The sequence below is a fragment of the Streptomyces sp. NPDC093261 genome (assembly GCF_044753645.1).
Classification (GTDB): Bacteria; Actinomycetota; Actinomycetes; order Streptomycetales; family Streptomycetaceae; genus Streptomyces.
Map to the genome: position 1 here is coordinate 108598 of NZ_JBIVNO010000021.1, position 21295 is coordinate 129892.

The following is a 21295-nucleotide window of genomic DNA, read 5'->3' on the forward strand; positions in this document are numbered from 1 at the left end:
CCCCCAGCGCCCCGCGCTCCCCACACGCCCCGCCGCACCCGTCCCACCGGCCCCGGACAGACCGAGGGGCTCGCACCCCTACGGGATACGAGCCCCTCGACACGTCGAACAGTTCAGTCGTCGGCGCGCAATCTCAGCCGGCCAGACGGACCATGTCCGCCTGCGGCCCCTTCTGACCCTGCGAGATCTCGAACTCGACCCGCTGACCCTCTTCCAGGGTGCGGTAGCCGTCCATCTGAATCGCGCTGTAGTGGACGAATACATCCGCACCACCGTCGACCGCGATGAAGCCGTACCCCTTCTCCGCGTTGAACCACTTGACGGTGCCCTGAGCCATGCCTAACTCCCCTATTACTGGCCCTTGCACAGATCCACACTTCGCGGATCCGGGTCAGACCTCACCCCCCAACGGTTGGGGGCGTGCGCCGGAACGCGTCGACCGCGGCTGAATGTATCTGTCCAACTGCCCTGTGCAACAGGTCAATCGGACGAGAATTCCGGGCATGACCGGTCGGGAATGTACGAAGAATTCACCCGAATTCAGGGCAAGTCGGGCCCGACAAAAGGAATGGATGGCGCAAAACCCCTGCCCACTTTGGCTGCTTCTTGTCGGGCGGGCGGCAGGGACTCCGGTTGTGCGACCGGGAAACCGGGAGCGGGTTCCCCAACTGTACCGCGCTCAACCATGCAGAATTGCCCCCTCCGCTTCTCTCGCGGAGGGGGCAATTCGATGAACTCTCGGTGTTCGGCCCTACCGAGGGTAACGATCGCGTGGGGATGACCTGCCGTCAGCCTCCCGCCACCGCCGGGATGATGGAGACGCCCGCGCCGTCCGGGGTCGCCGTCTCGAGGCCCTGCTCGAAGCGGACGTCGTCGTCGTTGACGTACACGTTGACGAAGCGGCGCAGCTTGCCCTGGTCGTCCAGGACACGGGCGGCGATGCCGGTGTGGTTCTTCTCCAGGTCGGCGATGACCTCGGCGAGGGTCCCGCCCTCGGCCGCGACCTCGGCCCGGCCTCCGGTGTAGGTGCGCAGGATGGTGGGGATGCGAACGGTCACGCTCATGCGAGGCCAGCCTCTCGGAAGGAGTCCAGGGTCGGACGGATCGTCGCGGTGAGGCCGGTGCCCGCCACCGCGTCCAGGGTCTTGAGGCCGTCGCCGGTGTTGAGGACGACGGTCGTCTTCGTCGGGTCGAGCGCACCGCTCTCGACCAGCTTGCGGGTCACGCCCACCGTCACACCGCCCGCCGTCTCCGCGAAGATGCCCTCGGTGCGGGCGAGCAGCCTGATGGCGTCCACGATCTGCGCGTCCGTCACATCCTCCACGGCCCCGCCGGTGCGGCGCGCGATGTCGAGGACATAGGGGCCGTCCGCCGGGTTGCCGATCGCCAGCGACTTGGCGATGGTGTCCGGCTTCTGCGGCCGTACGACGTCGTGGCCCGCCTTGAACGCGGTCGACACCGGCGAGCAGCCCTCGGCCTGCGCCCCGAAGATCCGGTACGGCCGGTCCTCGACCAGCTCCAGCTTGATCAGCTCCTGAAGCCCTTTGTCGATCTTCGTGAGCTGGGATCCGGAGGCGATCGGGACCACGATCTGGTCCGGCAGCCGCCAGCCCAGCTGCTCGGCGATCTCGTACGCCAGGGTCTTGGACCCCTCCGCGTAGTAGGGACGCAGGTTGACGTTGACGAAGCCCCAGCCCTCGCCGGCCGGGTCGCCGATCAGCTCCGAGCAGAAGCGGTTCACATCGTCGTAGTTGCCCTCGATGCCGACCAGCTCGCCGCCGTAGATCGCGGCCATGACGACCTTGCCCTGCTCCAGGTCGTGCGGGATGAAGACGCAGGAGCGGAAGCCGGCCCTGGCCGCCGCGGCGCCCACAGCCCCCGCCAGGTTGCCGGTGGAGGAGCAGGAAAGGGTGGTGAAGCCGAAGACGCGCGCCGCCTCCAGCGCCTGGGCGACCACGCGGTCCTTGAAGGAGTGGGTCGGGTTGCCGGAGTCGTCCTTCACATACAACCCGCCGGTCACGCCCAGCTCGCGCGCCAGGTTGTCGGCCTTGACCAGCTTGGTCCAGCCGGGGTTCAGGTTCGGCTTGTCGGCGACGTCCGCCGGGACCGGCAGCAGCGGCGCATAGCGCCAGATGTTCGCGGGGCCCGCCTCGATCCGCTTCCGCAGTTCCTCGGTGTCGTAGCCCGAGAAGTCGTACGCGATCTCCAGCGGGCCGAAACACTCCTCGCATGCGAAGACCGGGCCGAGGGGCACCCGATGGCCGCACTCCCGGCAGGACAGGGCCGCGGCGGGTCCGAGGTTCACGGAGTCGGTGCTGCTTACAACTGTCTGCACAGCCATGTCAGGCGAGGCCCTTTCTCCTCATCTTCCTCACGACGCATCTCGCCGTGAGACGGATTTGGCACCTTCCCTAGCCGGGAGCCTCGCGAAGACGATCGCACTGATCTACGAGAACCGGCTGGAGGGTTGCCGGGGCTTCATCGGGCCGTGTCCCTCTGCCCCTCTGGATGAGCTGTATGCGGTTGTTTCACTGCTACGAGCGGCGGCGACCCACGACATGCGATGGTCACCGGCGTTGTTCAAGACTGTAACCGAAGGCCAGGACACTTGAGATAGTCGTCCGAACCGCGAGATGGATCACTCCATGGAAGGAGTCGCAGGCTGTGCTGGAAGAAGTCGAGCGCTGGCTGAGCACCCGCTCCTGGTCCGTGACCGATCGCCCACTCCACCAGATCCTGGCCGCCAAACGCGCCTCGGGTTCGTCGGTCAGTGTCGTGCTGCCCGCGCTCGACGAGGAGGAGACGGTCGGCGAGATCGTCGCCGTCATCCGCCACGACCTGATGCGGCAGGTACCGCTCGTCGACGAGATCGTCGTCGTCGACTCGGGCTCCACCGACCGCACCTCCGAGGTCGCCGCGGCGGCCGGGGCGACGGTGGTGCACCGCGACGCCATCCTGCCGCGCGTCCCGGCCGTGCCCGGCAAGGGGGAGGTGCTGTGGCGCTCCCTGCTGGTCACCCACGGGGACATCATCTGCTTCGTCGACGCCGACCTGAGGGAGTTCTCCTCGGACTTCGTCTCCGGGATCGTGGGCCCGCTGCTCACGGACCCGGACGTGGACCTCGTGAAGGCGATGTACGACCGGCCGCTGGCCCTGCCCGGTGAGACCGGCACGGCGGCGGGCCAGGGCGGCCGTGTCACCGAGCTGATGGCGCGGCCGCTGCTCAATATGCACTGGCCGCAGCTGGCCGGTTTCGTCCAGCCGCTCGGCGGCGAGTACGCCGCCCGCCGCTCCCTGCTGGAACGCCTCCCGTTCCCGGTCGGGTACGGAGTGGAGCTGGGGATGCTGGTCGACGCCCTGCATCTGGTGGGCCTGGACGCCCTGGCCCAGGTCGACGTCGGGGTGCGGCTGCACCGCCACCAGGACGGCCAGGCGCTGGGCCGCATGGCCGCGGCGATCTACCGCACCGCGCAGCTGCGGCTGGCCCGCGGCCATCTGGTCCGCCCCGCCCTCACCCAGTTCGAACGTGTCGAGGGCGGGTTCGAGCCACGGACGTACTCGGTGGACACGGCGGAACGGCCGCCGATGGCGGAGATCGCGGAGTACGCGAACCGGTGGGCGGCCTGAGGCCGGGCCCGGAGGACCGGGCCCCCGACGCCCCCGTTGTATACGGCTCCGCAGACGGCCGAAGGGAACGTTTGAGCGTTTTCCCCTCGGGCTAGGTTTCGTGGCATGGCTTCGAATGCGGCTTCCGTTCTGGTGGCGTCCAACCGCGGTCCGGTCTCATACGCGCTGGACGAGACAGGTCAGCTCACCGCCAAGCGCGGCGGGGGCGGACTGGTCTCCGGCCTGTCGGCGATCGGCCCCGACACCGACGCGGTGTGGGTCTGCTCGGCGCTGAACGACAGCGACCGGGAGGCGGTACGGCGCACGGGCGGCAGGCTCGACCCGGCCGACACCGGCGGCCAGCGCGTACGGATGCTCGACATCGACGCGCGGGTGCACGCCGACGCGTACAACGGCATCGCGAACTCGGTCCTGTGGTTTGTGCACCACATGCTGTACCAGACACCGCTGGAGCCGGTCTTCGACGCGGAGTTCCGGCGGCAGTGGGCGGCGTACGAGCGATACAACCGGGCCTTCGCCGAGGCGCTGGCCGAGGAGGCGGCCGAGGGCGCGGCGGTCCTGGTCCAGGACTACCACCTCACCCTGACCCCCCGGATGCTCCGCGGGCTGCGGCCCGATCTGCGGATCGGCCACTTCTCTCACACGCCGTGGGCGCCCCCGGAGTACTTCCGCCTGCTGCCCGACGACATCGCCGCTCAGGTGCTCGGCGGGATCCTGGGCGCGGACCGGGCGGCGTTCCTCACCCAGCGATGGGCGGACGCGTTCACGGACTGCTGCCGCGCGGTCCTCGGCCCGGACACCCTCTCGGGCACACGCATCGGCGTCCACGGGCTGGGCGCCGACGCCGAGTTCCTGCGCGAGCGGGCGCACCGGCCGGATGTGGACGAGCGGATGCGGACCCTGCGGGCGCAGATCGGCACGGCCCCCGACGGCCGGCCCCGCAAGTCGATCGTGCGCGTGGACCGCACGGAGCTGTCGAAGAACATCGTGCGCGGGCTGCTGGCGTACGAGGAACTGCTGCGGTCTCGTCCGGAGTGGCGTGAACGGGTCGTCCATGTGGCCTTCGCCTACCCGTCCCGGCAGGACCTGGCCGTCTACCGCGACTACACCGCAGAGGTCCAGCGGGTGGCGACGGAGATCAACTCGCGTTTCGGGACCCCCGGGTGGACCCCGGTGGAACTGCACGTCAAGGACGACTTCGCCCGGTCGCTCGCCGCCTACCGGCTGGCGGACGTGGCCCTGGTGAACCCCATCCGGGACGGCATGAACCTGGTCGCCAAGGAGGTCCCGGTGGTCTCCGACGAGGGCTGCGCGCTGGTGCTCTCACGGGAGGCGGGGGCGTACGAGGAGCTGGGCGAGGACGCGGTGACCGTGAACCCGTACGACATCGTGGGCACGGCACAGGCGCTGCACGAGGCGCTGTCGATGGGTCCGGCGGAACGCGGCGAGCGCACCAAGCGACTGTCCGCCCAGGCCACGGCACTGCCTCCGGCCCGCTGGTTCCTGGATCAGCTCGCCGCGCTGGAGGGCTGAGGACCGCCCGCACCGGACGGCTGAGGACCGCCCCTCGGCGGGGGCGGTCCGGCAACCGGTGTGACGAGGGCCCTCAGGGGCGGTCCGTCATATGGGCCCCGAGAGCGGACATCAGTCGTACGACGCCTTCCGGGCCGTCGACCACGAGGTCCGCCCGCTCGGCCAGTTCGGTGACCTCCTCGCTGCCGCTGCACACGAGCAGGCCGGGTACGCCGTCGGAGCGGAGTTTGTCGACGGCGGCGAAGGCCGGGAGGTCACCGAGGTCGTCCCCCACGTACATGACCGCTCCGGCGCCGACCTCGCGGACGTACTCCGACAGGGCCACTCCCTTGTCCATGCCCGGGGGGCGCAGCTCCAGGACCAGACGGCCGGGCTCGACGATCAGGCCGTGGCGGGTGGCGAGGTCGGTGAGGGGTTCGCGCAGGGCCTCGAAGGCGGCCTGCGGGTCGTCGGCCCGGCGGGTGTGCACGGCGACTGCGCGCCCCTTCTCCTCGATCCAGGTGCCGCGCCAGGCACCGATCTCGTCCAGGAAGCCGGGGAGTTCGGCGCGGACGGCGGCGACGCCCGGGTGCGGGGCGGGGGCGTTGACGGTGCCGGTGCGGGCGTCCCAGCGTTCGGCGCCGTAGTGGCCGAGGACGACGAGGTGGTCGAGTCCGGATACGCCCGCGAAGCCGCCGTGGCGGACGGCGACGCCGGCCGGGCGGCCGGTGACCACCGCGACGGAGGCGACCTTCGGGGCGAGCACCGCGAGGGCGGGGACCGCGTCCGGGTGGGCGCGGGCCTGGTCGGGATCGGGGACGATCGGGGCGAGCGTCCCGTCGAAGTCGAAGGCGAGGACGGCCCGCTCGGGCCGGGCGAGGATGGCGTCGAGACCGTCACGCCCGGCCGGGGTGGCGGGTGTCGGCAAGGAGTCCGTATGGCTGCCCATGCAACGACCCTATCCGCGCGGGACCGGCCGCACTCCTGACTCCGGCACGCGCACCGGCGCGCGGCGCCCGGCCCCGGCGCGGTCAGCGCCGGGTACGGTCGGCGCCGGCAACGGCCAGCGCCGGCAACGGTCGGCGCCGGCAACGGTCGGCGCCGGCAACGGTCGGCGCCGGCAACGGCCAGCGCCGGGTAGTCAGCGCTCGGCGCGGCGGGAGTCACGGATGCGGCGCAGGCGGTTGACGGTGACCGGCGCGTGGGCGAGGGCCCTCGGGTCGTCGAGGAGGGCGTTGAGCAGCTGGTAGTACCGCACGGGCGCGAGGCCCAGCTGCTCCCGGATGGCCCGCTCCTTGGCCCCCGGCCCGGAGAAGCTGCGCCCCTCCAGGGCGAGGACGGCCTTTTCTCGGGGATTCAGCTCTTCCATGAGGGAACGGTAGCCCCGGGGACCGACAGAGCGGACGGTTCAGCCGGTGGCGCTGTCCGCCGCCACCGCCGCCCGCTGGAGCCGGCCGAGGACGGCCGACGGGCTGCCGTCCGGGGCGACGGCCTCGCCGATCTCCTTCTTGATGTCCGCGCTGACCCCCGCCCAGGACGTCTTGCCGACCGGGTACAGCTCCGCGCTGGGCAGCTGCTGGAGGAAGGGCTCCAGGTCCGCGTCCCGCGAGGACGCCGCCATCGTCTCCTGCGCCGAGTTGGTGACCGGCAGCAGGTCGTACTCGCGCGAGAAGTCGATCACGTTCTTCTCGTCGTACACGTAATCGAGGAACGCGCGGATCTGGTCCTGGTGGCCGTTCTGCTTGAAGGCCGTCATCCAGTCCGCCACGCCCATCGTGGACTTCGCCCGGCCGCCGACGCCCGGCATCGGCACCATGCCGAAGTCCACGCCCTTGGCCCGCGCCATCTTCATCAGGGAGGGGTGGCCGTTGAGCATGCCGACCTCACCGCGGGTGAAGGCGGAGAAGGCGTCGGCGCGGTTGAGCCGGCCCGGCGGCACCGGGCCCGTCAGCCCCTTGCCGACCAGCTCGTCCTTCAGCCAGGTGAAGGTGCCCACGTTCTGCGCGGAGTCGATGTCGTAGGAGCCGAAACCGTCCAGATAGCCGTCGCCGCCGCTGAGCAGCCACTGCATCGTCTCGGCCTGCGCCTCCTCCGGGCCGAGCGGCAGCGCGTAGGGGAACTTCACTCCCTTGGCCTTGAGCGCCTCGGCGTCCGCCGCCAGGTCGTGCCAGCTCGTGGGCGGCTGGATCCCGGCCTGGGCGAACAGCGTCCTGTTGTAGAAGAGCAGCCGCGTGGACGCCGCGAACGGCATGCCGTACTGGGTGCGGTTGACCTTTCCCGCATCGCTCAGCTCCGAGGCGAAGTCCGCCTGGACGGGGATCGAGAGCACCTCGTCGGCCCGGTACAGCCGCCCCGCCGCCGCGTAGTCCGCGTACGCCCCGATCTGCGCCATGTCGGGCGCGTGGCCCGCGGCCACCATCTCCTTGACCTTGCGGTCCACGTCGTTCCAGGAGTAGACGCTGACCTCGACCTTGATCCCGGAGTGCCCCGCCTCGAAGCCCCGGACCAGGTCGTCCCAGTACTTCTTGGAGCTGTTGGCCGAGGAGTCGCCGTAGTCCGCGGCCACCAGCCGCAGCGTCACGTCCCCCGAGCCGGACGAGCCCCCGCAGCCCGCCAGCGTCGCTGTCATGCCCAGTACGGACACCCCCGCGATCAGACCCTTGTGCCACGTCGTCCTTCGCGCCCCGCGCCCCTGCACCGCTCTTGCCCAACCCTGCTGTCTCGCCATTCGGAATATCAACTGCATAAGGTCTACACCACGCGAGTGGACTAGACCTCTTCGGGTCCAGGGCCCACACTGTCTCCGTGAGACATGTCATCGCCCTCGATGTGGGCGGCACCGGGATGAAGGCCGCCCTGGTCGGCGCGGGAGGCGAGCTGCTGCACCGGGCACGCCGGGCCACCGGCCGCGAACGCGGGCCCGAGGCCGTGGTCGAGTCGATCCTCGGTTTCGCCGCCGAGCTGCGCGCCCACGGCGAGCGGCACCTCGGGGAACCCGCGGCGGCGGCGGGCGTCGCGGTACCCGGCATCGTGGACGCCGATCGCGGCGTCGCCGCCTACTCGGCCAACCTGGGCTGGCGGGACGTGCCCCTGCGCGATCTGCTCAGCCGCCGCCTGGCCGGCGCGCCCGTCGCCCTCGGGCACGATGTGCGCACCGGCGGACTCGCCGAGGGCCGCATCGGCGCGGGCAGGGGCGCCGACCGCTTTCTGTTCGTCCCGCTCGGCACCGGCATCGCGGGCGCCATCGGGATCGACGGCCGGGTGGAGGCCGGCGCGCACGGCTTCGCGGGCGAGATCGGCCATGTCGTCGTACGACCCGGCGGGACCCCCTGCCCCTGCGGCCAGGCCGGCTGCCTGGAGCGCTACGCGTCCGCGGCGGCCGTGAGCGCGGCCTGGGCCGAGGCGTCCGGGGATCCGGAGGCCGACGCGGCCGGCTGCGCGCGGGCCGTCACGTCCGGGGACCCGAACGCCGTCCGGATCTGGCAGGAGGCCGTGGACGCGCTCGCCGACGGCCTGGTCACCGCCCTCACCCTGTTGGACCCGCGCACGATCATCATCGGCGGGGGGCTCGCCGAGGCGGGGGACACCCTCTTCACACCCCTGCGGGACGCCGTCCGGCGACGGCTCACCTTCCAGAAGCCGCCGTCGGTCGTCCCCGCGGCCCTCGGCGACACCGCCGGATGCCTGGGCGCGGGACTCCTCGCCTGGGATCTCCTCGAAACCACCGACCGTTCGGAGGTAACCGCCTGATGGCCCCCAGCAAGGTTCTCGCCGGTGCCCGGGTGGTGCTGCCCACCGGGATCGTGGACGACGGCCGTGTCGTCGTGGAGGGCACGCGGATCACCGACACCCCTCCTGCGGACGCGGAGACCGTCGACGTACGGGGCCACTGGCTGGTCCCGGGCTTCGTCGACCTGCACAACCACGGCGGCGGCGGGGCGTCCTTCTCCGGCACGGCCGACGAGATCCTCACGGCCGTCCGCACCCACCGGCTGCACGGCACCACCACCCTCGTCGCCTCGACCGTCACCGACGACATGGACGTCCTCGTCCGGCAGGCCGGACTGCTGTCCGAACTGGCGGAACAGGGAGACCTCGCCGGGATCCACTTCGAGGGGCCGTTCATCTCGCCGTGCCGCAAGGGCGCGCACTCCGAGAAACTGCTGCGCGACCCGGAACCGACGGAGGTCCGCAAGCTGATCGACGCCGCACGCGGCCACGCGAAGATGGTCACGCTGGCCACCGAACTGCCTGGCGGCCTCGACTCCGTGCGCCTGCTCGCGGAGCACGGCGTGATCGCGGCGATCGGGCACACGGACGCGACCTACGACCAGACGGTGGAGGCGATCGACGCCGGCGCCACCGTCGCCACGCACCTGTTCAACGCCATGCCGCCGCTCGGCCACCGCGCCCCCGGGCCCATCGCCGCGCTCCTGGAGGACGAGCGGATCACGGTCGAGCTCATCGACGACGGCACCCATCTGCACCCGGCATCGCTCCGGCTGGCGTTCCATCACGCGGGGGCCGCGCGGGTCGCGTTCATCACGGACGCGATGGACGCGGCGGGCACCGGCGACGGGCGGTACATGCTCGGCCCGCTGGAGGTGGAGGTGGCCGACGGGGTGGCACGCCTGGTGCAGGGCGGCTCGATCGCGGGCTCCACGCTCACCCTGGACCGCGCCTTCCGTCGGGCGGTCACCGTCGACCGGCTGCCGGTGCAGGACGTCGTCGCGGCCATCTCGGCCAATCCGGCCAGGCTGCTGGGCGTCTACGACCGGGTGGGCTCCCTGGAACCCGGCAAGGACGCCGACCTGGTGCTGCTGGACGAGGAGTTCGCCCTCAAGGGGGTGATGCGCCGCGGCGCATGGGTGGTCGATCCCCAACTGGGATGATTCATCCGTTTGTTGGTGCACGGCGGTCGCCCCGGGGACTGGGCCGACCGCCGACTCATTTGGCATGATCGAGCCTCCGCACACCGCCGACGGCGGGCGCATCCTGGGATTCCGCACACGGGGAACCGACGTACGGAACCTCCGGACCCGCCGTCACGACATTCGAGGGAGGTCCCCCAGGTGATCCTGACGGTCACGCTGAACACCGCTCTCGACATCACCTACCGCGTACGGGCGCTGAGGCCGCACACCTCGCACCGGGTGACCGAGGTGACCGAACGGCCCGGGGGCAAGGGGCTGAACGCGGCCCGGGTGCTCGCCGCGCTCGGCCATGAGGTGACGGCCACGGGCTTCGCGGGCGGCGCGACGGGCCACTCGCTCAAGGACCAGCTCACGCGGACGCCCAAAATCGTGGACGCGCTCATCCCGGTGGCGGGTGCCACCCGCCGCACCGTCGCGGTGGTCGACGAGACGACCGGCGACACAACCCAGCTCAACGAGCCGGGCCCGCTGATAGCGCCGCAGGAGTGGTCCGCCTTCCTGGACGCCTACACGGACCTGGTGCGCTCCGCGACGGCGGTGGCCCTGTGCGGCAGCCTGCCCCCGGGGGTGCCGGTGGGGGCGTACGCCCAACTCGTGCGCACCGCACGGGCGATGGGGGTGCCCGTCCTGCTCGACACGAGCGGCGAGCCGCTGCGCCGGGGGGTGGCCGCCCGCCCGGACATCGTCAAGCCGAACGCCGACGAGCTGGCCGAACTCACCGGGTCGCACGAGCCGTTGCAGGCCACCCGGGACGCCCGCAGGCGGGGGGCGCACACGGTGGTCGCCTCGCTGGGCGCGGAGGGCCTGCTCGCCGTGAACGCGGAGGGCCGCTGGCGGGCCGTGCCGCCGCGCCGGTTCCCGGGCAATCCGACGGGCGCCGGCGACTCGGCGGTCGCGGGCCTGCTGTCGGGCCTGGTCGAGCACCTGCCCTGGCCGGCCCGTCTGGCCCGGGCGGTGGCCCTGTCCGCGGCGACCGTGCTGGCCCCCGTGGCGGGCGACTTCGACCGCCACGCCTACGAGGAGCTGCTGGACCGGGTGGCCGTCACCGGCGAGGCGACGGCGGCGTGACACCGGCTAGTTCGACCAGCCGTTCGTCAGCCAGAGCTGGTCGAGGTTGGCGTTGCACTGGTTCCCCTGCTCGCAGGAGATCCGGATCGTGTTGGTGCCCTTGTTGAGCTGGATGTAGTTGTACGTCTTGGTCCAGCCCTTCTCCCAGTCGCCCTGGGGCGCGTTGGCCCAGTTCTTCAGCTTCAGGGGAGTGGTCTGGGGCATGCCGTTGATCGTGAGGGTCGCGGTGGCGTCGACGCCCGGCACGCCGTAGCCGGTGTGCAGGGTGTACTTGCCGTCCGCGGGGACGTCCACGCTCCATGTCACGGCCGCGCCGACGGCGTTGAAGCCGGCCACGTAGACCCCGCCGTCCGCCTTGGCGCCCTTCACGTCGGAGGCGGTCGTCGTCCCGCCTTCCAGCCGCAGGGCCTTGGCGTCGATCTTCGGGAGTTCACCGGCGGCCGCGGAGGCAGACGCCGACGCGCTCGGGGAGGCGCTCTGCGAGGTGGTCGGGCCGCCCGACGCACCGCCCGCCGTGTCCTTCTTGCCGTTCTCGTCGCTGCCCATCATGGCGACCCCGATGCCGATGACGACCGCGGCGACCACCGCGATCGCGCCGATCAGCAGGCCCTTGGTGTTGGGCCCCCGGCCCCGGCCTCCGCCGCCCGCGCCCGCCGGCGCCTGCCGGGTCGTGGGGGCGCCGCCCGGCTGGGTCTCGGGCGCGGCGTAGTGCGCGTTCGGCTGGCCGTAGCCCTGCTGCTGGGGAACCTGCCCGTAGGCGGCCGTGGGGGCCTGTGGCTGGCCGTACTGGCGCTCGCCGACCGTGCGGACTCTGCTGACGGATCCCGGGTAGCCGTAGCCGCCGGTGGGCGGCTGGGCGCCATTGGCCTGACCGTCGGCGTAGAGGTAGCCGAACGGGTCGTCGTCCTCGGGCGTGCTCGCGCCGTTGTTGCCGGGCGTCATCCCTAGGTCTCCTCAACAGGTGCGGGTCCAGATGCGTGTGTGGCTGAATGGCGAGCCTACCCGCTCCGCGGGCCCCGCACGGCTGTTCTTCCCATCACCCCTGCACTGAGCTGGGGTTTATCCCGCGCGTCGATGCTGTTTGGGACGAGATCGTTTCTCCACGTACATCCGCTCGTCAGCGGATTTCAACACTTCGTCCGCCGTCATGCCGCAGTGGGCCCAGCCGATGCCGAAGCTGGCGCCGACCCGCATGGCGCGGCCGTCCACCCGGATCGGCTGGATGATCTCGTTGCGCAGCCGTACGGCGAGGTCCTGGGCGTCTGCCTTGCCGAGCCCGTCCGCGAGGACGACGAACTCGTCGCCGCCGAGCCGGGCCACCGTGTCCCCGTCGCGCACACCGCGGCTGAGCCGCCGGGCGACCTCGATGAGGACGGCGTCCCCCGCGTTGTGCCCGAAGCGGTCGTTGATCGACTTGAATCCGTCGAGGTCGCAGAAGAGCACCGCGAGCCCCTTGGTGCCGTCGTCGGCGTCCCCGTCCGGTGCGACGGTGTGCACATGGTGGTCGAAGGCGTCGAGCGGCCCCGGGCCGGTGTGGAAGTCGAAGGCGTGCCCGCTCCCCTCGTACGCTGCCGGGTGCTCGGTCTCGTAGGCGCCGTACGCTGCGTCCAGGGACTCGGCCGCGCCCGGCGGCAGGGACTGCGGCCGCTGGCACAGCCGGGCCGACAGCCGGGAACGCAGCTCGGCCGAGTTGGGCAGACCGGTGAGCGAGTCGTGGGAGGCGCGGTGCGCGAGCTGCAGCTCGCGGCGCTTGCGCTCCTCGATGTCCTCGACGTGGGTGAGCAGGAAGCGGGGCCCGTCGGCGGCGTCCGCGACGACGGAGTTGCGCAGGGACACCCATACGTAGGTGCCGTCCCGACGCCCGAGCCGCAGCTCGGCCCGGCCGCCCTCGGCGGAGGTGCGCAGGAGGGTGCCGATGTCCTCGGGGTGGACGAGGTCGGAGAACGAGTAGCGGCGCATGGCGGAGGCGGGCCGCCCGAGCAGCCGGCACAGGGCGTCGTTGGTGCGCAGGATCCGCCCGTGCTGGTCGCCGCCCATCTCGGCGATGGCCATGCCCGAGGGGGCGTACTCGAAGGCCTGCCGGAAGGACTCCTCGCTGGCGCGCAGGGCCTGCTGCTCCCGCTCCAGGCGGACCAGGGCCCGCTGCATATTGGCCCTCAGCCGGGCGTTGCTGATGGCTATGGCGGCCTGGAAGGCGTACATCTGGAGCGCCTCGCGCCCCCAGGCGCCGGGCCGCCGCCCGTTGCGCGGGCGGTCCACGGAGATGACGCCGATCAGCTCGCCGGGTCCGCCCTGGACGCCCGGTGTGTACATCGGCGCGAAGAGGCGGTCGGAGGGGTGCCACTCGTCCTCGAAGCGGGGCTCGGGGCCGTCGGTGTACCACTGCGGGACGTCGTCCTCGTCGAGGACCCAGCCCTCGGTGTGCGATATGAACCTCAGGTCGCCCCAGGCCTCGCCCATGGACAGCCGGCGCTCCCAGGAGGCGCGGGAGCCGACACGGCCGGTGATCAGCGCCTCGGCCGCGGAGTTCCCGGCGAGCGCGGCGACGACGAGGTCGCCGTCCGGGCGTACGAGGTTGACGGCCGCCAGCTCGTAGCCGAGGCCGGTGACGATGCCGTCGGCGACGGTCTGCAGCGTGTCCGCGAGGCTCCGGGCGGTGTTCATGTCCGCCATCACCTGGTGCAGCTGCCGCAGGGTGGCCAGGCGGACGTACGGCTCCGAGTCGGTGTCCATTCCCCCTCCCCTCGAGGTCTCGCAGCAACTCCAGGGATGCTTCGGCGTTCTACGGTTCTCTCGGTTTTCCTCGGTGCGCTACTCGGAGTACGCCGGGTGTAGCGTCGTGCAGCGTCCCCGCCACTGAATCACAGCGCGCTCCTCACTAGGTACACAGGGTCAACAAAATACGGCACCTGTGACTCAAGTCACAGAAAAACATGAACAATTGAGTGGGGATTCCGCGTTTTTTCGACGCATTCCGCGAACACAATTCGTCACCACGTGCGGACACTGTGATCATACGGGCCAACTGAGCGCGGCCGGGCCCCAGTTGGACTCCGAAAACGGCCGCCCGGCCGCCCGCGGCCTCGGCCGCCGGACCTAGGTCCCGGCTGGGACCCGGGTCCGATGTGGCCGCCGGGGGGCGCCTACTAGCGTTCCCGTGTGCTGAACACTCCGCCCGCCCCGCCGCTGACCGCCGTCCCGCCCGCCTCCGGGCATGCTGAGGGGGTGAGCAACGACGAGTTCCGCGCCGCCATGTCCCGGCTGGCCGCGGGCGTGGTCCTGGTGACCGCGCACGAGCCCGCGCTGGACCCGGAGGGGCCGAGCGGCGAGGACGTGGGCATGACGGCCAGCGCGTTCATGTCGGTGTCGCTGGACCCGCCCCTGGTCCTGGTCAGCCTGCGCGAGGGCGCCCGCATGGACGACCTGCTCGCCGAGCAGCCACTGTGGGCCGTCTCCGTGCTCACCGAGAGCCAGCGGCACATCGCGGGCCGCTTCGCGATGAAGGGCCGCATCAGCGACCGGCTCCTGTTCGAGGACATCGCCTACGTCCGAGGGGAGGCCTCGGGCGCGCCACTGGTCGGCGGCGCCCTGGCGACCCTGGAGTGCCGCACGGAGCAGCGCGTGCAGGCCGGCGACCACACCCTGGTCATCGGCCGGGTGCTCACGGCCCGGGTACCGAGCACGGAGGGCGGACCGCTGCTGTACTTCCGGGGGCGGTACCGCCACCTGGGTTAGGCGGGGCCGCCGGGACCGGTCCCGGCCGGTGCGTCAGGCCCCTCGCCGCCCGCGCGTCAGGCCCAGTCGCGGCCCGTGCGTCAGGCCCCTCGCCGCCCGCGCGTCAGGCCCAGTCGCGGCCCGTGCGGTCCCGCTTGGTCTCGCCGCGCCGCTTCTTCTCCCGCAGCCGGCGTTCGTTGATGCCGCGGGGGATCCGGGTCGGCTTGCGCGGCTTCGGCGGCGGAGCCGTCGCCTCCGCGAGCAGAGAGGCGAGGCGTACGGCGGCGGCCTCACGGTTGCGCCACTGCGAACGGTGCTCGGAGGCGCGGACGGTGACGACGCCGTCGACGAGCCGCCCCGCCAGCCGCCGCAGGGCCCGCTCCTTCCACACCTGCGGCAGCGCCTCGGTCCGCGCGAGGTCGAACCGCAACTCCACCTGGGTGTCGCTGGTGTTGACATGCTGTCCCCCGGGCCCGGAGGAGCGCGAGAAACGCCACATAAGCTCGGCCTCCGGAAGGGAGACGGAGCCGCGGATGACGTGGGGACCGGACATGGTGTCCATGTTCCCGGTTTTGGGCGGTCCGCGTCACCCGGATTTCCCACGGCAGGTAAAAAAGGTAAAGAGACCCGGAACCATGGAGACCCCCCTTGGCGTTCCTGAGGGTGGCGGTAGCTTCATCCGCACACGCACCGAGGGAAGGGACTCCCAACAATGGCTGTAAGCCTGTCCAAGGGTGGCAACGTCTCGCTCACCAAGGAGGCTCCGGGCCTGACCGCCGTCACCGTGGGCCTCGGCTGGGACGTCCGCACCACCACCGGCACGGACTTCGACCTCGACGCGTCCGCGATCGCGGTCAACACCCAGGGCCGGGTCTACTCGGACCAGCACTTCGTGTTCTTCAACAACAAGCAGACCCCGGACAACTCGATCGTCCACACCGGTGACAACCGCACGGGCGAGGGCGCGGGCGACGACGAGGCGATCAACGTCAACCTGGCGGCCCTCCCGGCCGACATCGACAAGGTCGTCTTCCCCGTCTCCATCTACGACGCCGAGGCCCGTTCGCAGAACTTCGGCCAGGTGCGCAACGCGTACATCCGCATCGTCAACCAGGCCGGCGGCCAGGAGATCGCCCGGTACGACCTCTCGGAGGACGCGGCCACGGAGACGGCCATGGTCTTCGGCGAGCTGTACCGCAACGGCGCGGAGTGGAAGTTCCGCGCGGTCGGCCAGGGCTATGCCTCGGGCCTGGTCGGCATCGCCCAGGACTTCGGCGTCAACGTCTGACGCCGGGAAACCCGTCCTGGAGTCCCCCCGGTCGCGGTGCGCCGCGGCCGGAGGGCTCCGGTCGCTTACCGGGCCCCGGACGGCCCGCGCGGGATACGTTGGCGTCCGTGATCCTCCAGCCCCTGCGGCTCACCGCCGACCACGACATCCCGGCCCCGCTGCTCGCCGAACTCACCGCCCTGTACGCCTCCCACCGCGACTTCCACGCCCTCAGCGGCGACTTCCCGGACCCGGACGACATCCGCCCGGAGCAGGTGGCGACGGCACTGGCCGACGAGTTGGCGAACCCGGCCGTGGAGGTCCTTCTCGCGCGTGCCCAGGGACGCCTGGTGGGGATCGCGATCATTCTCGCCCACCACCCCGACCCGGCCGACCCGGACCCGTGGATCGGCCTGCTGATGGTGGACGCGGCCTTCCAGCGGCAGGGTTACGGCCGACGGCTCGCCTCCCTGGTCGAGGAGCGCCTTCGCGCCGCGGGCCGGACCGCCGTACGCCTCGCGGTCCTCGACGGCAACGTCCGTGGCCTCGCCTTCTGGAGATCCCTCGGCTACGAGACCATCGCCCACCGCTCCGACCGCGAGAGGTCCCGCACCTGCGCCGTGCTCCGCAAAGCGCTCCGGCCCTCCTGAGCCGGGGCCGCCCCGGTGGCGGGAGGGGCGATCCGGTGCGGCCGGGGTCTGTCGCCGAGCTCGCGCCGTCGCCCGACGGGGCAGGCGGGAGTATGACGAGAGGTCCTAGGGACGCTCGGGCTTCCCGTCCCCGTACAGCCAGTCCCGCCAGATGGGGCCGAAGTCCCGGCGCGGGGCCTTCTTCTCCACATACGCCGTGAAGGCGGCGGTGGACGCGTTGCCATGGCGGTGGGCGGCCGCCCAGCCCTGGATGATGTCGTAGAAGGCGTCGTCGCCTACGGTTTGCCGGATCTTGTGCAGGACCATCGCGCCCCGCTCGTAGACGGGGCTGTCCGAGACATGCGCGGCGCCCGACGGCTTCGCGGGCGGGAACGCCCAGATCGCCTTGTTCTGCTCCGGATCGCCGTAGTAGTCGCCCCGGTAGAGCGCGTCGAAGGTCTGCTGGGCCGTGTCACCGCCGTGGTCCTCGCGCCACAGCCACTCCGCGTAGGTCGCGAACCCCTCGTTGAGCCACATGTCCCGCCAGCTCTCCGGGGTGACGGAGTCGCCGTACCACTGGTGGGCGAGTTCGTGGACGAGGGTCTCGGTGTCGGGCGCGCCGGGGAAGACCGGGCGGTTCTGGGTCTCCAGGGCGTACCCCGCGGCGCCCTCCCGGTCGATGACCACGCCGGCGGAGGAGAAGGGGTAGGCACCGAAGTTGGTCTCCTCCCACTCCATGACCTCCGGGATCCGCGCCGTCACCTCACGGCTCGCCTCCGTCTGCGTCCGGTCGACGGCGACATACACGGGCAGGCCGTTCTTCAGGGTGGACCGGGTGACGGCGAAGTGGCCGATCGCCACCATGGCGACATAACTCGCCATCGGCTCGGAGGTGTGCCAGGCGTAGGTGGTGCGGCCGTCCCGTGTGGTCTCGCGCGTCGGTTCGCCGTTGGAAACGGCCCGGAGCCCCTCGGGGACGGTGATCGCGATGTCGTAGGTCGCCTTGTCGGACGGGTGGTCATTGCCGGGGAACCACGCCATCGAGCCCGTCGGCTCGCCGAGCGCCAGGGCGCCGTCACCGGTGTGGAGCCAGCCCTCCTTCGAGCCGTCCGGGTCGGTGATCGTCTCGGGGGTGCCGCAGTAGCGGACCGTCGTGCGGAACGTCTCGCCCCGGTCGAGGTCGGTACGGGGGCGCACGGTCAGCTCCTGGCCCGCGCGGTTCCAGTGGGCGCCCTGGCCCTCGACGGCGACGCCGGCGACGTCCAGCCCCTTGAGGTCCAGGTCGAAGGCGGAGAGGTCCTCGGTGGCGCGGGCCGTGATGACCGCCGTGCCCGTGAGCCGGCGGTGCGCCGGGTCGTAGGCGAGGGTCAGGTCGTAGTGCGTGACGTCGTATCCGCCGTTGCCCGCACGCGGAAAGTACGGGTCGTGCAGCCCCAGGCCGCCGGGCGTGCCGTGCACTCCGCCCCCGCAGGCCGTGAGCGCGACGGACAGCAGCACGGCGGGGACAAGGCGTATGAACCGGGGCACCTTCGTGATCTTACGGGGCGGCCCGTGACGGCGGAGCGGGCCGCGGCGTGACACCATCGCACCCGTGCTCGACATCGGCTACGCCCTCTCCAACCGCTTCCCCGACCCCCCGCAGACCGACTACCGTCGCGCGGACGTCCACGCCCTGCGGCACGACCTGTTCTGCGGTGACGTCTACCTCGCCGACACCGAGGCGGACCGTGAGCTGTCCACAGCCTGGGGATGGGTGCCCGTGCTGGACTTCGCGTGGGCGCTGTGCGACATCGTCGAGCTGCTCGACCGGGACCCACTCGGCAGCCGCGCGGCCCGGCCCCAGCACGCGGAGCTGGACTTCACCGAGTCCACCGACCGCCTGCTCTTCGAGCGCCGCTTCGGCTGGGTGGACATCGAGGCGGAGTGGCTGCCGGCGGCCGAACCCCCGCTGTCCTTCTCCCACCCCGAACTGCGCCGCGAGGCCCGGGACTTCCTGCACGACCTCCTCGCCGACCTCACCGACCTCCACGAGGACCTCGCGGACAACCCGGCGATCTGGACCCTCCAGTCCCGCTTCCCCCGCGTCGGCTGAGCGGGCGGGGTGACGGGCGGTGGCTAGCCGGGCCGTGCATCCTTGGGCACCGGCGCCTCCCGGGTGCCGCGCGCCGGGGCCGCGGCCCTGACCGTCAGCCCCGCGACCAGGCCGGCCAGCAGCATGATGCCCGCCCCCCACCAGATGGCGACGGTGTAGCCGTGCACCACGCCCTCGCGGACGACGAGCGCCTTGTGGGCGGCGCCGGGCAGATGCGTGGCGAGGTACGCCGTGGCACTGCTCGTCGCGACCGTGTTCAGCAGCGCCGTGCCGATGGAACCGCCCACCTGCTGGGAGGTGTTGACGGTCGCCGACGCGACCCCCGAGTCGCGCGGCGCCACCTCGGCCGTGGCCGTCGCGAAGACCGGCATGAAGGTCAGGCCCATGCCGAACCCCAGGAGCACGAGTCCGGGCAGGATCGCGGTCGCGTAGTCCGAGTCCACGGTGATCCGAGTGAGGATCACCATGCCGCCCGCCGCCAGCAGCAGGCCCGGCACGATCAGCAGGCGCGGGGCCACCCGGGGCAGCAGCCGGGCCGAGATCTGCGTGGAGCCGACGACGATCGCCGCCGTCAGCGGCAGATAGCCGAGGCCCGTCCGCAGGGGCGAATAGCCGAGGACGACCTGCAGGTAGTAGGTCATGAACAGGAACAGCCCGAACAGGCCGACGACGGCCAGGGTCATCGTCAGAAAGCAGCCGGCCCGGTCGCGGTCCCTGACGATGTGCAGGGGCAGCAGCGGCTGCGGCGCCCTGGCCTGCCACCACACGAACGCGCCGAGCAGCGCCACGCCGGCCGCGAGGAGGGCGAGGACCAGCGGGTCCGTCCAGCCCCGCGGCTCCGCCTCGCTGAACCCGTAGACCAGCGCGACCAGTCCTCCGCAGCCCAGCAGCGCGCCGGGGACGTCCAGTCGGGCGCCCCCGTCGCCCGGGCCGGCGGGCAACAGCACGAGACCGCCGACGACGGCCAGGGCCGCGACGGGGACGTTGACGTACAGACACCAGCGCCAGTTCAGGTACTCGGTCAGCAGCCCGCCCGCGAGGAGCCCGATCGCCGAGCCGCTGCCCGCGAGCGCGCCGTAGACGCCGAAGGCCCGGCCGCGCTCCCCGGGACGGGTGAACGTGGTCGTGAGCAGGCTGAGCGCCGAGGGGGCCAGCACGGCGGCGAAGGCGCCCTGGAGCGCGCGAGCGCCGAAGAGCATGCCGGACGTCGCGGCCGCGCCGCCCAGCGCGGACGCCACGGCGAAGCCGGCCAGCCCGGCGATGAAGGTGCGTCTGCGGCCCACCAGGTCCGCGATCCGGCCGCCGAGCAGCAGCAGTCCGCCGAAGGCCAGGGTGTACGCGGTGATCACCCACTGGCGGTTGCCGTCGGAGATGCCGAGCGAGCGTTGGGCGGACGGCAGCGCGATGTTCACGATCGTCGCGTCCAGAACCACCATCAACTGGGCGAGCGCGATGATCACCAAGGCCCACCAGCGGCGGGGATCCGTGTCGTCGAGGCCCGCCGCCTCGCCCCTCGGGGTGACGCTCACCCCGCCAGAAGACCATGGATCGGCAGGCCCCGCATCTTCGGCCGGTGCGCGCCTTGGAAGCCGTCGGGGAAGTGTCCTTGGGAGGTGTCGTCGCAGGTGGCAGGGATTGTCAGTGGCGGAGTGCAGCATGAGGGCATGGTGCGGAACGATCGGGTGGTGAAGTCGGCGCGGCGGCCGGAGGTGCGGCTGCCGGAGCTGGTGGCGTTCACGGACGGCGAGTTGACGCCGGACGGGGACTACGACGGGCTGGAGTTCCGGGACGCGGACCTCGCGGGGCAGGAGGGCGGGGGCGCCCGGTTCCTGGACTGTGCGCTGACGGGCTGCGCGCTGGACGAGACGCATTTGCATCACGCCCGTGTGGTGGACTCCGTCCTGTCGGGGATCCGGGGCGTGGGCACCAATCTCGCCGAGGCGAGCCTGCGCGACGTGGAGCTGGTGGACGCCCGGCTCGGCGGGGCGCAGTTGCACGGCGCGGTGCTGGAGCGGGTGCTGGTGCGCGGCGGGAAGCTCGACTATCTGAATCTGCGCAGGGCGAGACTCAAGGACGTCGTCTTCGAAGGCTGCGTGCTGGTCGAGCCGGACTTCGGGGGCGCCCGGCTGGAGCGGGTCGAGTTCGTGGACTGCGTGGTGAAGGGGGCGGACCTCACGGCGGCGACCCTGGTGGACGTGGATCTGCGTCGTGCGGCGGAGCTGGACATCACGCGCGGGGTGGACCGGCTCTCGGGCGCGGTGATCAGCCATGCCCAGCTCCTGGACCTGGCGCCTGTGCTGGCGGCGGAGATGGGCGTCCGGGTGGCGGAGGACGCCTGAGCCCGCGGGGCCCGGTGGCTAGTGATCTGGTCTTGAGTTCACGTTTCGCCACGTGAGTCGTCGTTCGTTTCAGATTGCAGTCTGGGCGGTGACAGCGGCCAGTCGGCTGCGGT

Annotated in this window: 21 protein-coding genes and 1 riboswitch; of the genes, 10 read left to right on the forward strand and 11 right to left on the reverse strand. The window is 71.8% G+C overall.

Features of this window, described 5'->3' with window-relative positions; genetic code table 11:
- Positions 1–133: 133 nt before the first annotated feature.
- The 3 genes from ACIP94_RS32080 to thrC form a co-directional block, all read right to left on the reverse strand.
- The gene (locus tag ACIP94_RS32080; RefSeq protein ID WP_009339379.1) at positions 134–337 is read right to left on the reverse strand and encodes a cold-shock protein; all 204 of its coding nucleotides are present in this window, start codon (positions 335–337) and stop codon (positions 134–136) included.
- Positions 338–788: 451 nt separating this feature from the next.
- A complete protein-coding gene (locus ACIP94_RS32085) occupies positions 789–1064 on the reverse strand; it encodes a MoaD/ThiS family protein (protein ID WP_402433490.1) in 276 nt (91 codons plus the stop codon).
- Positions 1061–2341, reverse strand: a complete 1281-nt coding sequence (gene thrC, locus ACIP94_RS32090) for a threonine synthase (RefSeq protein WP_402433493.1) — start codon at positions 2339–2341, stop codon at positions 1061–1063. The genes ACIP94_RS32085 and thrC overlap by 4 nt, the downstream gene beginning before the upstream one ends.
- 18 nt (positions 2342–2359) lie before the next feature.
- A riboswitch (SAM riboswitch) is annotated at positions 2360–2515 on the reverse strand.
- 149 nt (positions 2516–2664) lie between these two features.
- On the opposite strand from thrC, the gene ACIP94_RS32095 reads away from it, so the two are divergent.
- Together ACIP94_RS32095 and ACIP94_RS32100 are read left to right on the forward strand one after the other, a co-directional pair.
- On the forward strand, positions 2665–3627 hold the full coding sequence (locus ACIP94_RS32095; RefSeq protein WP_402433496.1) for a glucosyl-3-phosphoglycerate synthase: 963 nt from the start codon (positions 2665–2667) through the stop codon (positions 3625–3627).
- A gap of 105 nt (positions 3628–3732) precedes the next feature.
- Positions 3733–5160, forward strand: a complete 1428-nt coding sequence (locus ACIP94_RS32100; protein ID WP_402433499.1) for a trehalose-6-phosphate synthase — start codon at positions 3733–3735, stop codon at positions 5158–5160.
- A 73-nt stretch (positions 5161–5233) separates the two neighbouring features.
- Here the strand turns inward: ACIP94_RS32100 and otsB are convergent, their stop codons facing one another.
- From otsB to ACIP94_RS32115, 3 genes are all read right to left on the reverse strand, one after another.
- Positions 5234–6088, reverse strand: a complete 855-nt coding sequence (gene otsB / locus ACIP94_RS32105; protein ID WP_402433502.1) for a trehalose-phosphatase — start codon at positions 6086–6088, stop codon at positions 5234–5236.
- Between the two features lie 192 nt (positions 6089–6280).
- Entirely contained in the window at positions 6281–6508 is a 228-nt protein-coding gene (locus ACIP94_RS32110) for a DUF3263 domain-containing protein (RefSeq protein WP_402433505.1), read from the reverse strand.
- A 39-nt stretch (positions 6509–6547) separates the two neighbouring features.
- Positions 6548–7768 carry an extracellular solute-binding protein gene (locus tag ACIP94_RS32115; RefSeq protein WP_402433508.1) on the reverse strand — a complete coding sequence of 407 codons (1221 nt, stop codon included), beginning with the start codon at positions 7766–7768 and terminating at the stop codon, positions 6548–6550.
- Between the two features lie 176 nt (positions 7769–7944).
- On the opposite strand from ACIP94_RS32115, the gene ACIP94_RS32120 reads away from it, so the two are divergent.
- The 3 genes from ACIP94_RS32120 (at position 7945) to ACIP94_RS32130 (ending at position 11141) form a co-directional block, all read left to right on the forward strand.
- On the forward strand, positions 7945–8889 hold the full coding sequence (locus tag ACIP94_RS32120; protein ID WP_402433512.1) for an ROK family protein: 945 nt from the start codon (positions 7945–7947) through the stop codon (positions 8887–8889).
- Positions 8889–10031, forward strand: a complete 1143-nt coding sequence (nagA, locus tag ACIP94_RS32125; protein ID WP_402433515.1) for an N-acetylglucosamine-6-phosphate deacetylase — start codon at positions 8889–8891, stop codon at positions 10029–10031. Before ACIP94_RS32120 ends, nagA begins: the two co-directional genes overlap by 1 nt.
- 180 nt (positions 10032–10211) lie before the next feature.
- Entirely contained in the window at positions 10212–11141 is a 930-nt protein-coding gene (locus tag ACIP94_RS32130) for a 1-phosphofructokinase family hexose kinase (RefSeq protein ID WP_402433517.1), read from the forward strand.
- Between the two features lie 6 nt (positions 11142–11147).
- Here ACIP94_RS32130 and ACIP94_RS32135 read toward each other — a convergent pair whose 3' ends face one another.
- On the reverse strand, positions 11148–12083 hold the full coding sequence (locus tag ACIP94_RS32135) for a carbohydrate-binding protein (RefSeq protein ID WP_402433520.1): 936 nt from the start codon (positions 12081–12083) through the stop codon (positions 11148–11150).
- Positions 12084–12200: 117 nt separating this feature from the next.
- Entirely contained in the window at positions 12201–13874 is a 1674-nt protein-coding gene (cdgB, locus tag ACIP94_RS32140) for a diguanylate cyclase CdgB (RefSeq protein WP_402433522.1), read from the reverse strand.
- A gap of 426 nt (positions 13875–14300) precedes the next feature.
- Between cdgB and ACIP94_RS32145 the strand changes: the two genes are divergently transcribed.
- The gene (locus ACIP94_RS32145; protein WP_402433525.1) at positions 14301–14876 is read left to right on the forward strand and encodes a flavin reductase family protein; all 576 of its coding nucleotides are present in this window, start codon (positions 14301–14303) and stop codon (positions 14874–14876) included.
- A gap of 103 nt (positions 14877–14979) precedes the next feature.
- On the opposite strand, the gene arfB is transcribed toward ACIP94_RS32145, so the two are convergent.
- Positions 14980–15417: an alternative ribosome rescue aminoacyl-tRNA hydrolase ArfB gene (arfB, locus tag ACIP94_RS32150; protein WP_402433527.1), complete on the reverse strand. Its 438-nt coding sequence runs from the start codon at positions 15415–15417 to the stop codon at positions 14980–14982.
- A 150-nt stretch (positions 15418–15567) separates the two neighbouring features.
- On the opposite strand from arfB, the gene ACIP94_RS32155 reads away from it, so the two are divergent.
- The gene (locus ACIP94_RS32155) at positions 15568–16143 is read left to right on the forward strand and encodes a TerD family protein (RefSeq protein WP_402433530.1); all 576 of its coding nucleotides are present in this window, start codon (positions 15568–15570) and stop codon (positions 16141–16143) included.
- 107 nt (positions 16144–16250) lie between these two features.
- Positions 16251–16772, forward strand: a complete 522-nt coding sequence (locus tag ACIP94_RS32160) for a GNAT family N-acetyltransferase (RefSeq protein WP_402433533.1) — start codon at positions 16251–16253, stop codon at positions 16770–16772.
- 105 nt (positions 16773–16877) lie between these two features.
- On the opposite strand, the gene ACIP94_RS32165 is transcribed toward ACIP94_RS32160, so the two are convergent.
- Positions 16878–18335: a M1 family metallopeptidase gene (locus ACIP94_RS32165; protein WP_402433576.1), complete on the reverse strand. Its 1458-nt coding sequence runs from the start codon at positions 18333–18335 to the stop codon at positions 16878–16880.
- Between the two features lie 7 nt (positions 18336–18342).
- Here ACIP94_RS32165 and ACIP94_RS32170 point away from each other — a divergent pair, with 7 nt between their 5' ends.
- Positions 18343–18843 carry a hypothetical protein gene (locus tag ACIP94_RS32170; protein ID WP_402433535.1) on the forward strand — a complete coding sequence of 167 codons (501 nt, stop codon included), beginning with the start codon at positions 18343–18345 and terminating at the stop codon, positions 18841–18843.
- A gap of 23 nt (positions 18844–18866) precedes the next feature.
- Here the strand turns inward: ACIP94_RS32170 and ACIP94_RS32175 are convergent, their stop codons facing one another.
- Positions 18867–20372, reverse strand: a complete 1506-nt coding sequence (locus tag ACIP94_RS32175) for an MFS transporter (RefSeq protein WP_402433538.1) — start codon at positions 20370–20372, stop codon at positions 18867–18869.
- 135 nt (positions 20373–20507) lie between these two features.
- Between ACIP94_RS32175 and ACIP94_RS32180 the strand changes: the two genes are divergently transcribed.
- Positions 20508–21182, forward strand: a complete 675-nt coding sequence (locus ACIP94_RS32180; RefSeq protein WP_402433541.1) for a pentapeptide repeat-containing protein — start codon at positions 20508–20510, stop codon at positions 21180–21182.
- The last annotated feature ends 113 nt before the right edge of the window (positions 21183–21295 follow it).

Excerpts from the sequence above, each read along its gene's own strand:
- ACIP94_RS32080 (WP_009339379.1), bottom strand. The coding sequence starts at position 337 with ATGGCTCAGGGCACCGTCAAGTGGTTCAACGCGGAGAAGGGGTACGGC.
- ACIP94_RS32085 (WP_402433490.1), bottom strand. The coding sequence starts at position 1,064 with ATGAGCGTGACCGTTCGCATCCCCACCATCCTGCGCACCTACACCGGA.
- thrC (WP_402433493.1), bottom strand. The coding sequence starts at position 2,341 with ATGGCTGTGCAGACAGTTGTAAGCAGCACCGACTCCGTGAACCTCGGA.
- ACIP94_RS32100 (WP_402433499.1), top strand. The coding sequence starts at position 3,733 with ATGGCTTCGAATGCGGCTTCCGTTCTGGTGGCGTCCAACCGCGGTCCG.
- otsB (WP_402433502.1), bottom strand. The coding sequence starts at position 6,088 with ATGGGCAGCCATACGGACTCCTTGCCGACACCCGCCACCCCGGCCGGG.
- ACIP94_RS32110 (WP_402433505.1), bottom strand. The coding sequence starts at position 6,508 with ATGGAAGAGCTGAATCCCCGAGAAAAGGCCGTCCTCGCCCTGGAGGGG.
- ACIP94_RS32115 (WP_402433508.1), bottom strand. The coding sequence starts at position 7,768 with ATGACAGCGACGCTGGCGGGCTGCGGGGGCTCGTCCGGCTCGGGGGAC.
- nagA (WP_402433515.1), top strand. The coding sequence starts at position 8,889 with ATGGCCCCCAGCAAGGTTCTCGCCGGTGCCCGGGTGGTGCTGCCCACC.
- ACIP94_RS32135 (WP_402433520.1), bottom strand. The coding sequence starts at position 12,083 with ATGACGCCCGGCAACAACGGCGCGAGCACGCCCGAGGACGACGACCCG.
- cdgB (WP_402433522.1), bottom strand. The coding sequence starts at position 13,874 with ATGGACACCGACTCGGAGCCGTACGTCCGCCTGGCCACCCTGCGGCAG.
- arfB (WP_402433527.1), bottom strand. The coding sequence starts at position 15,417 with ATGGACACCATGTCCGGTCCCCACGTCATCCGCGGCTCCGTCTCCCTT.
- ACIP94_RS32155 (WP_402433530.1), top strand. The coding sequence starts at position 15,568 with ATGGCTGTAAGCCTGTCCAAGGGTGGCAACGTCTCGCTCACCAAGGAG.
- ACIP94_RS32165 (WP_402433576.1), bottom strand. The coding sequence starts at position 18,335 with ATGGTGTCACGCCGCGGCCCGCTCCGCCGTCACGGGCCGCCCCGTAAG.
- ACIP94_RS32180 (WP_402433541.1), top strand. The coding sequence starts at position 20,508 with ATGGTGCGGAACGATCGGGTGGTGAAGTCGGCGCGGCGGCCGGAGGTG.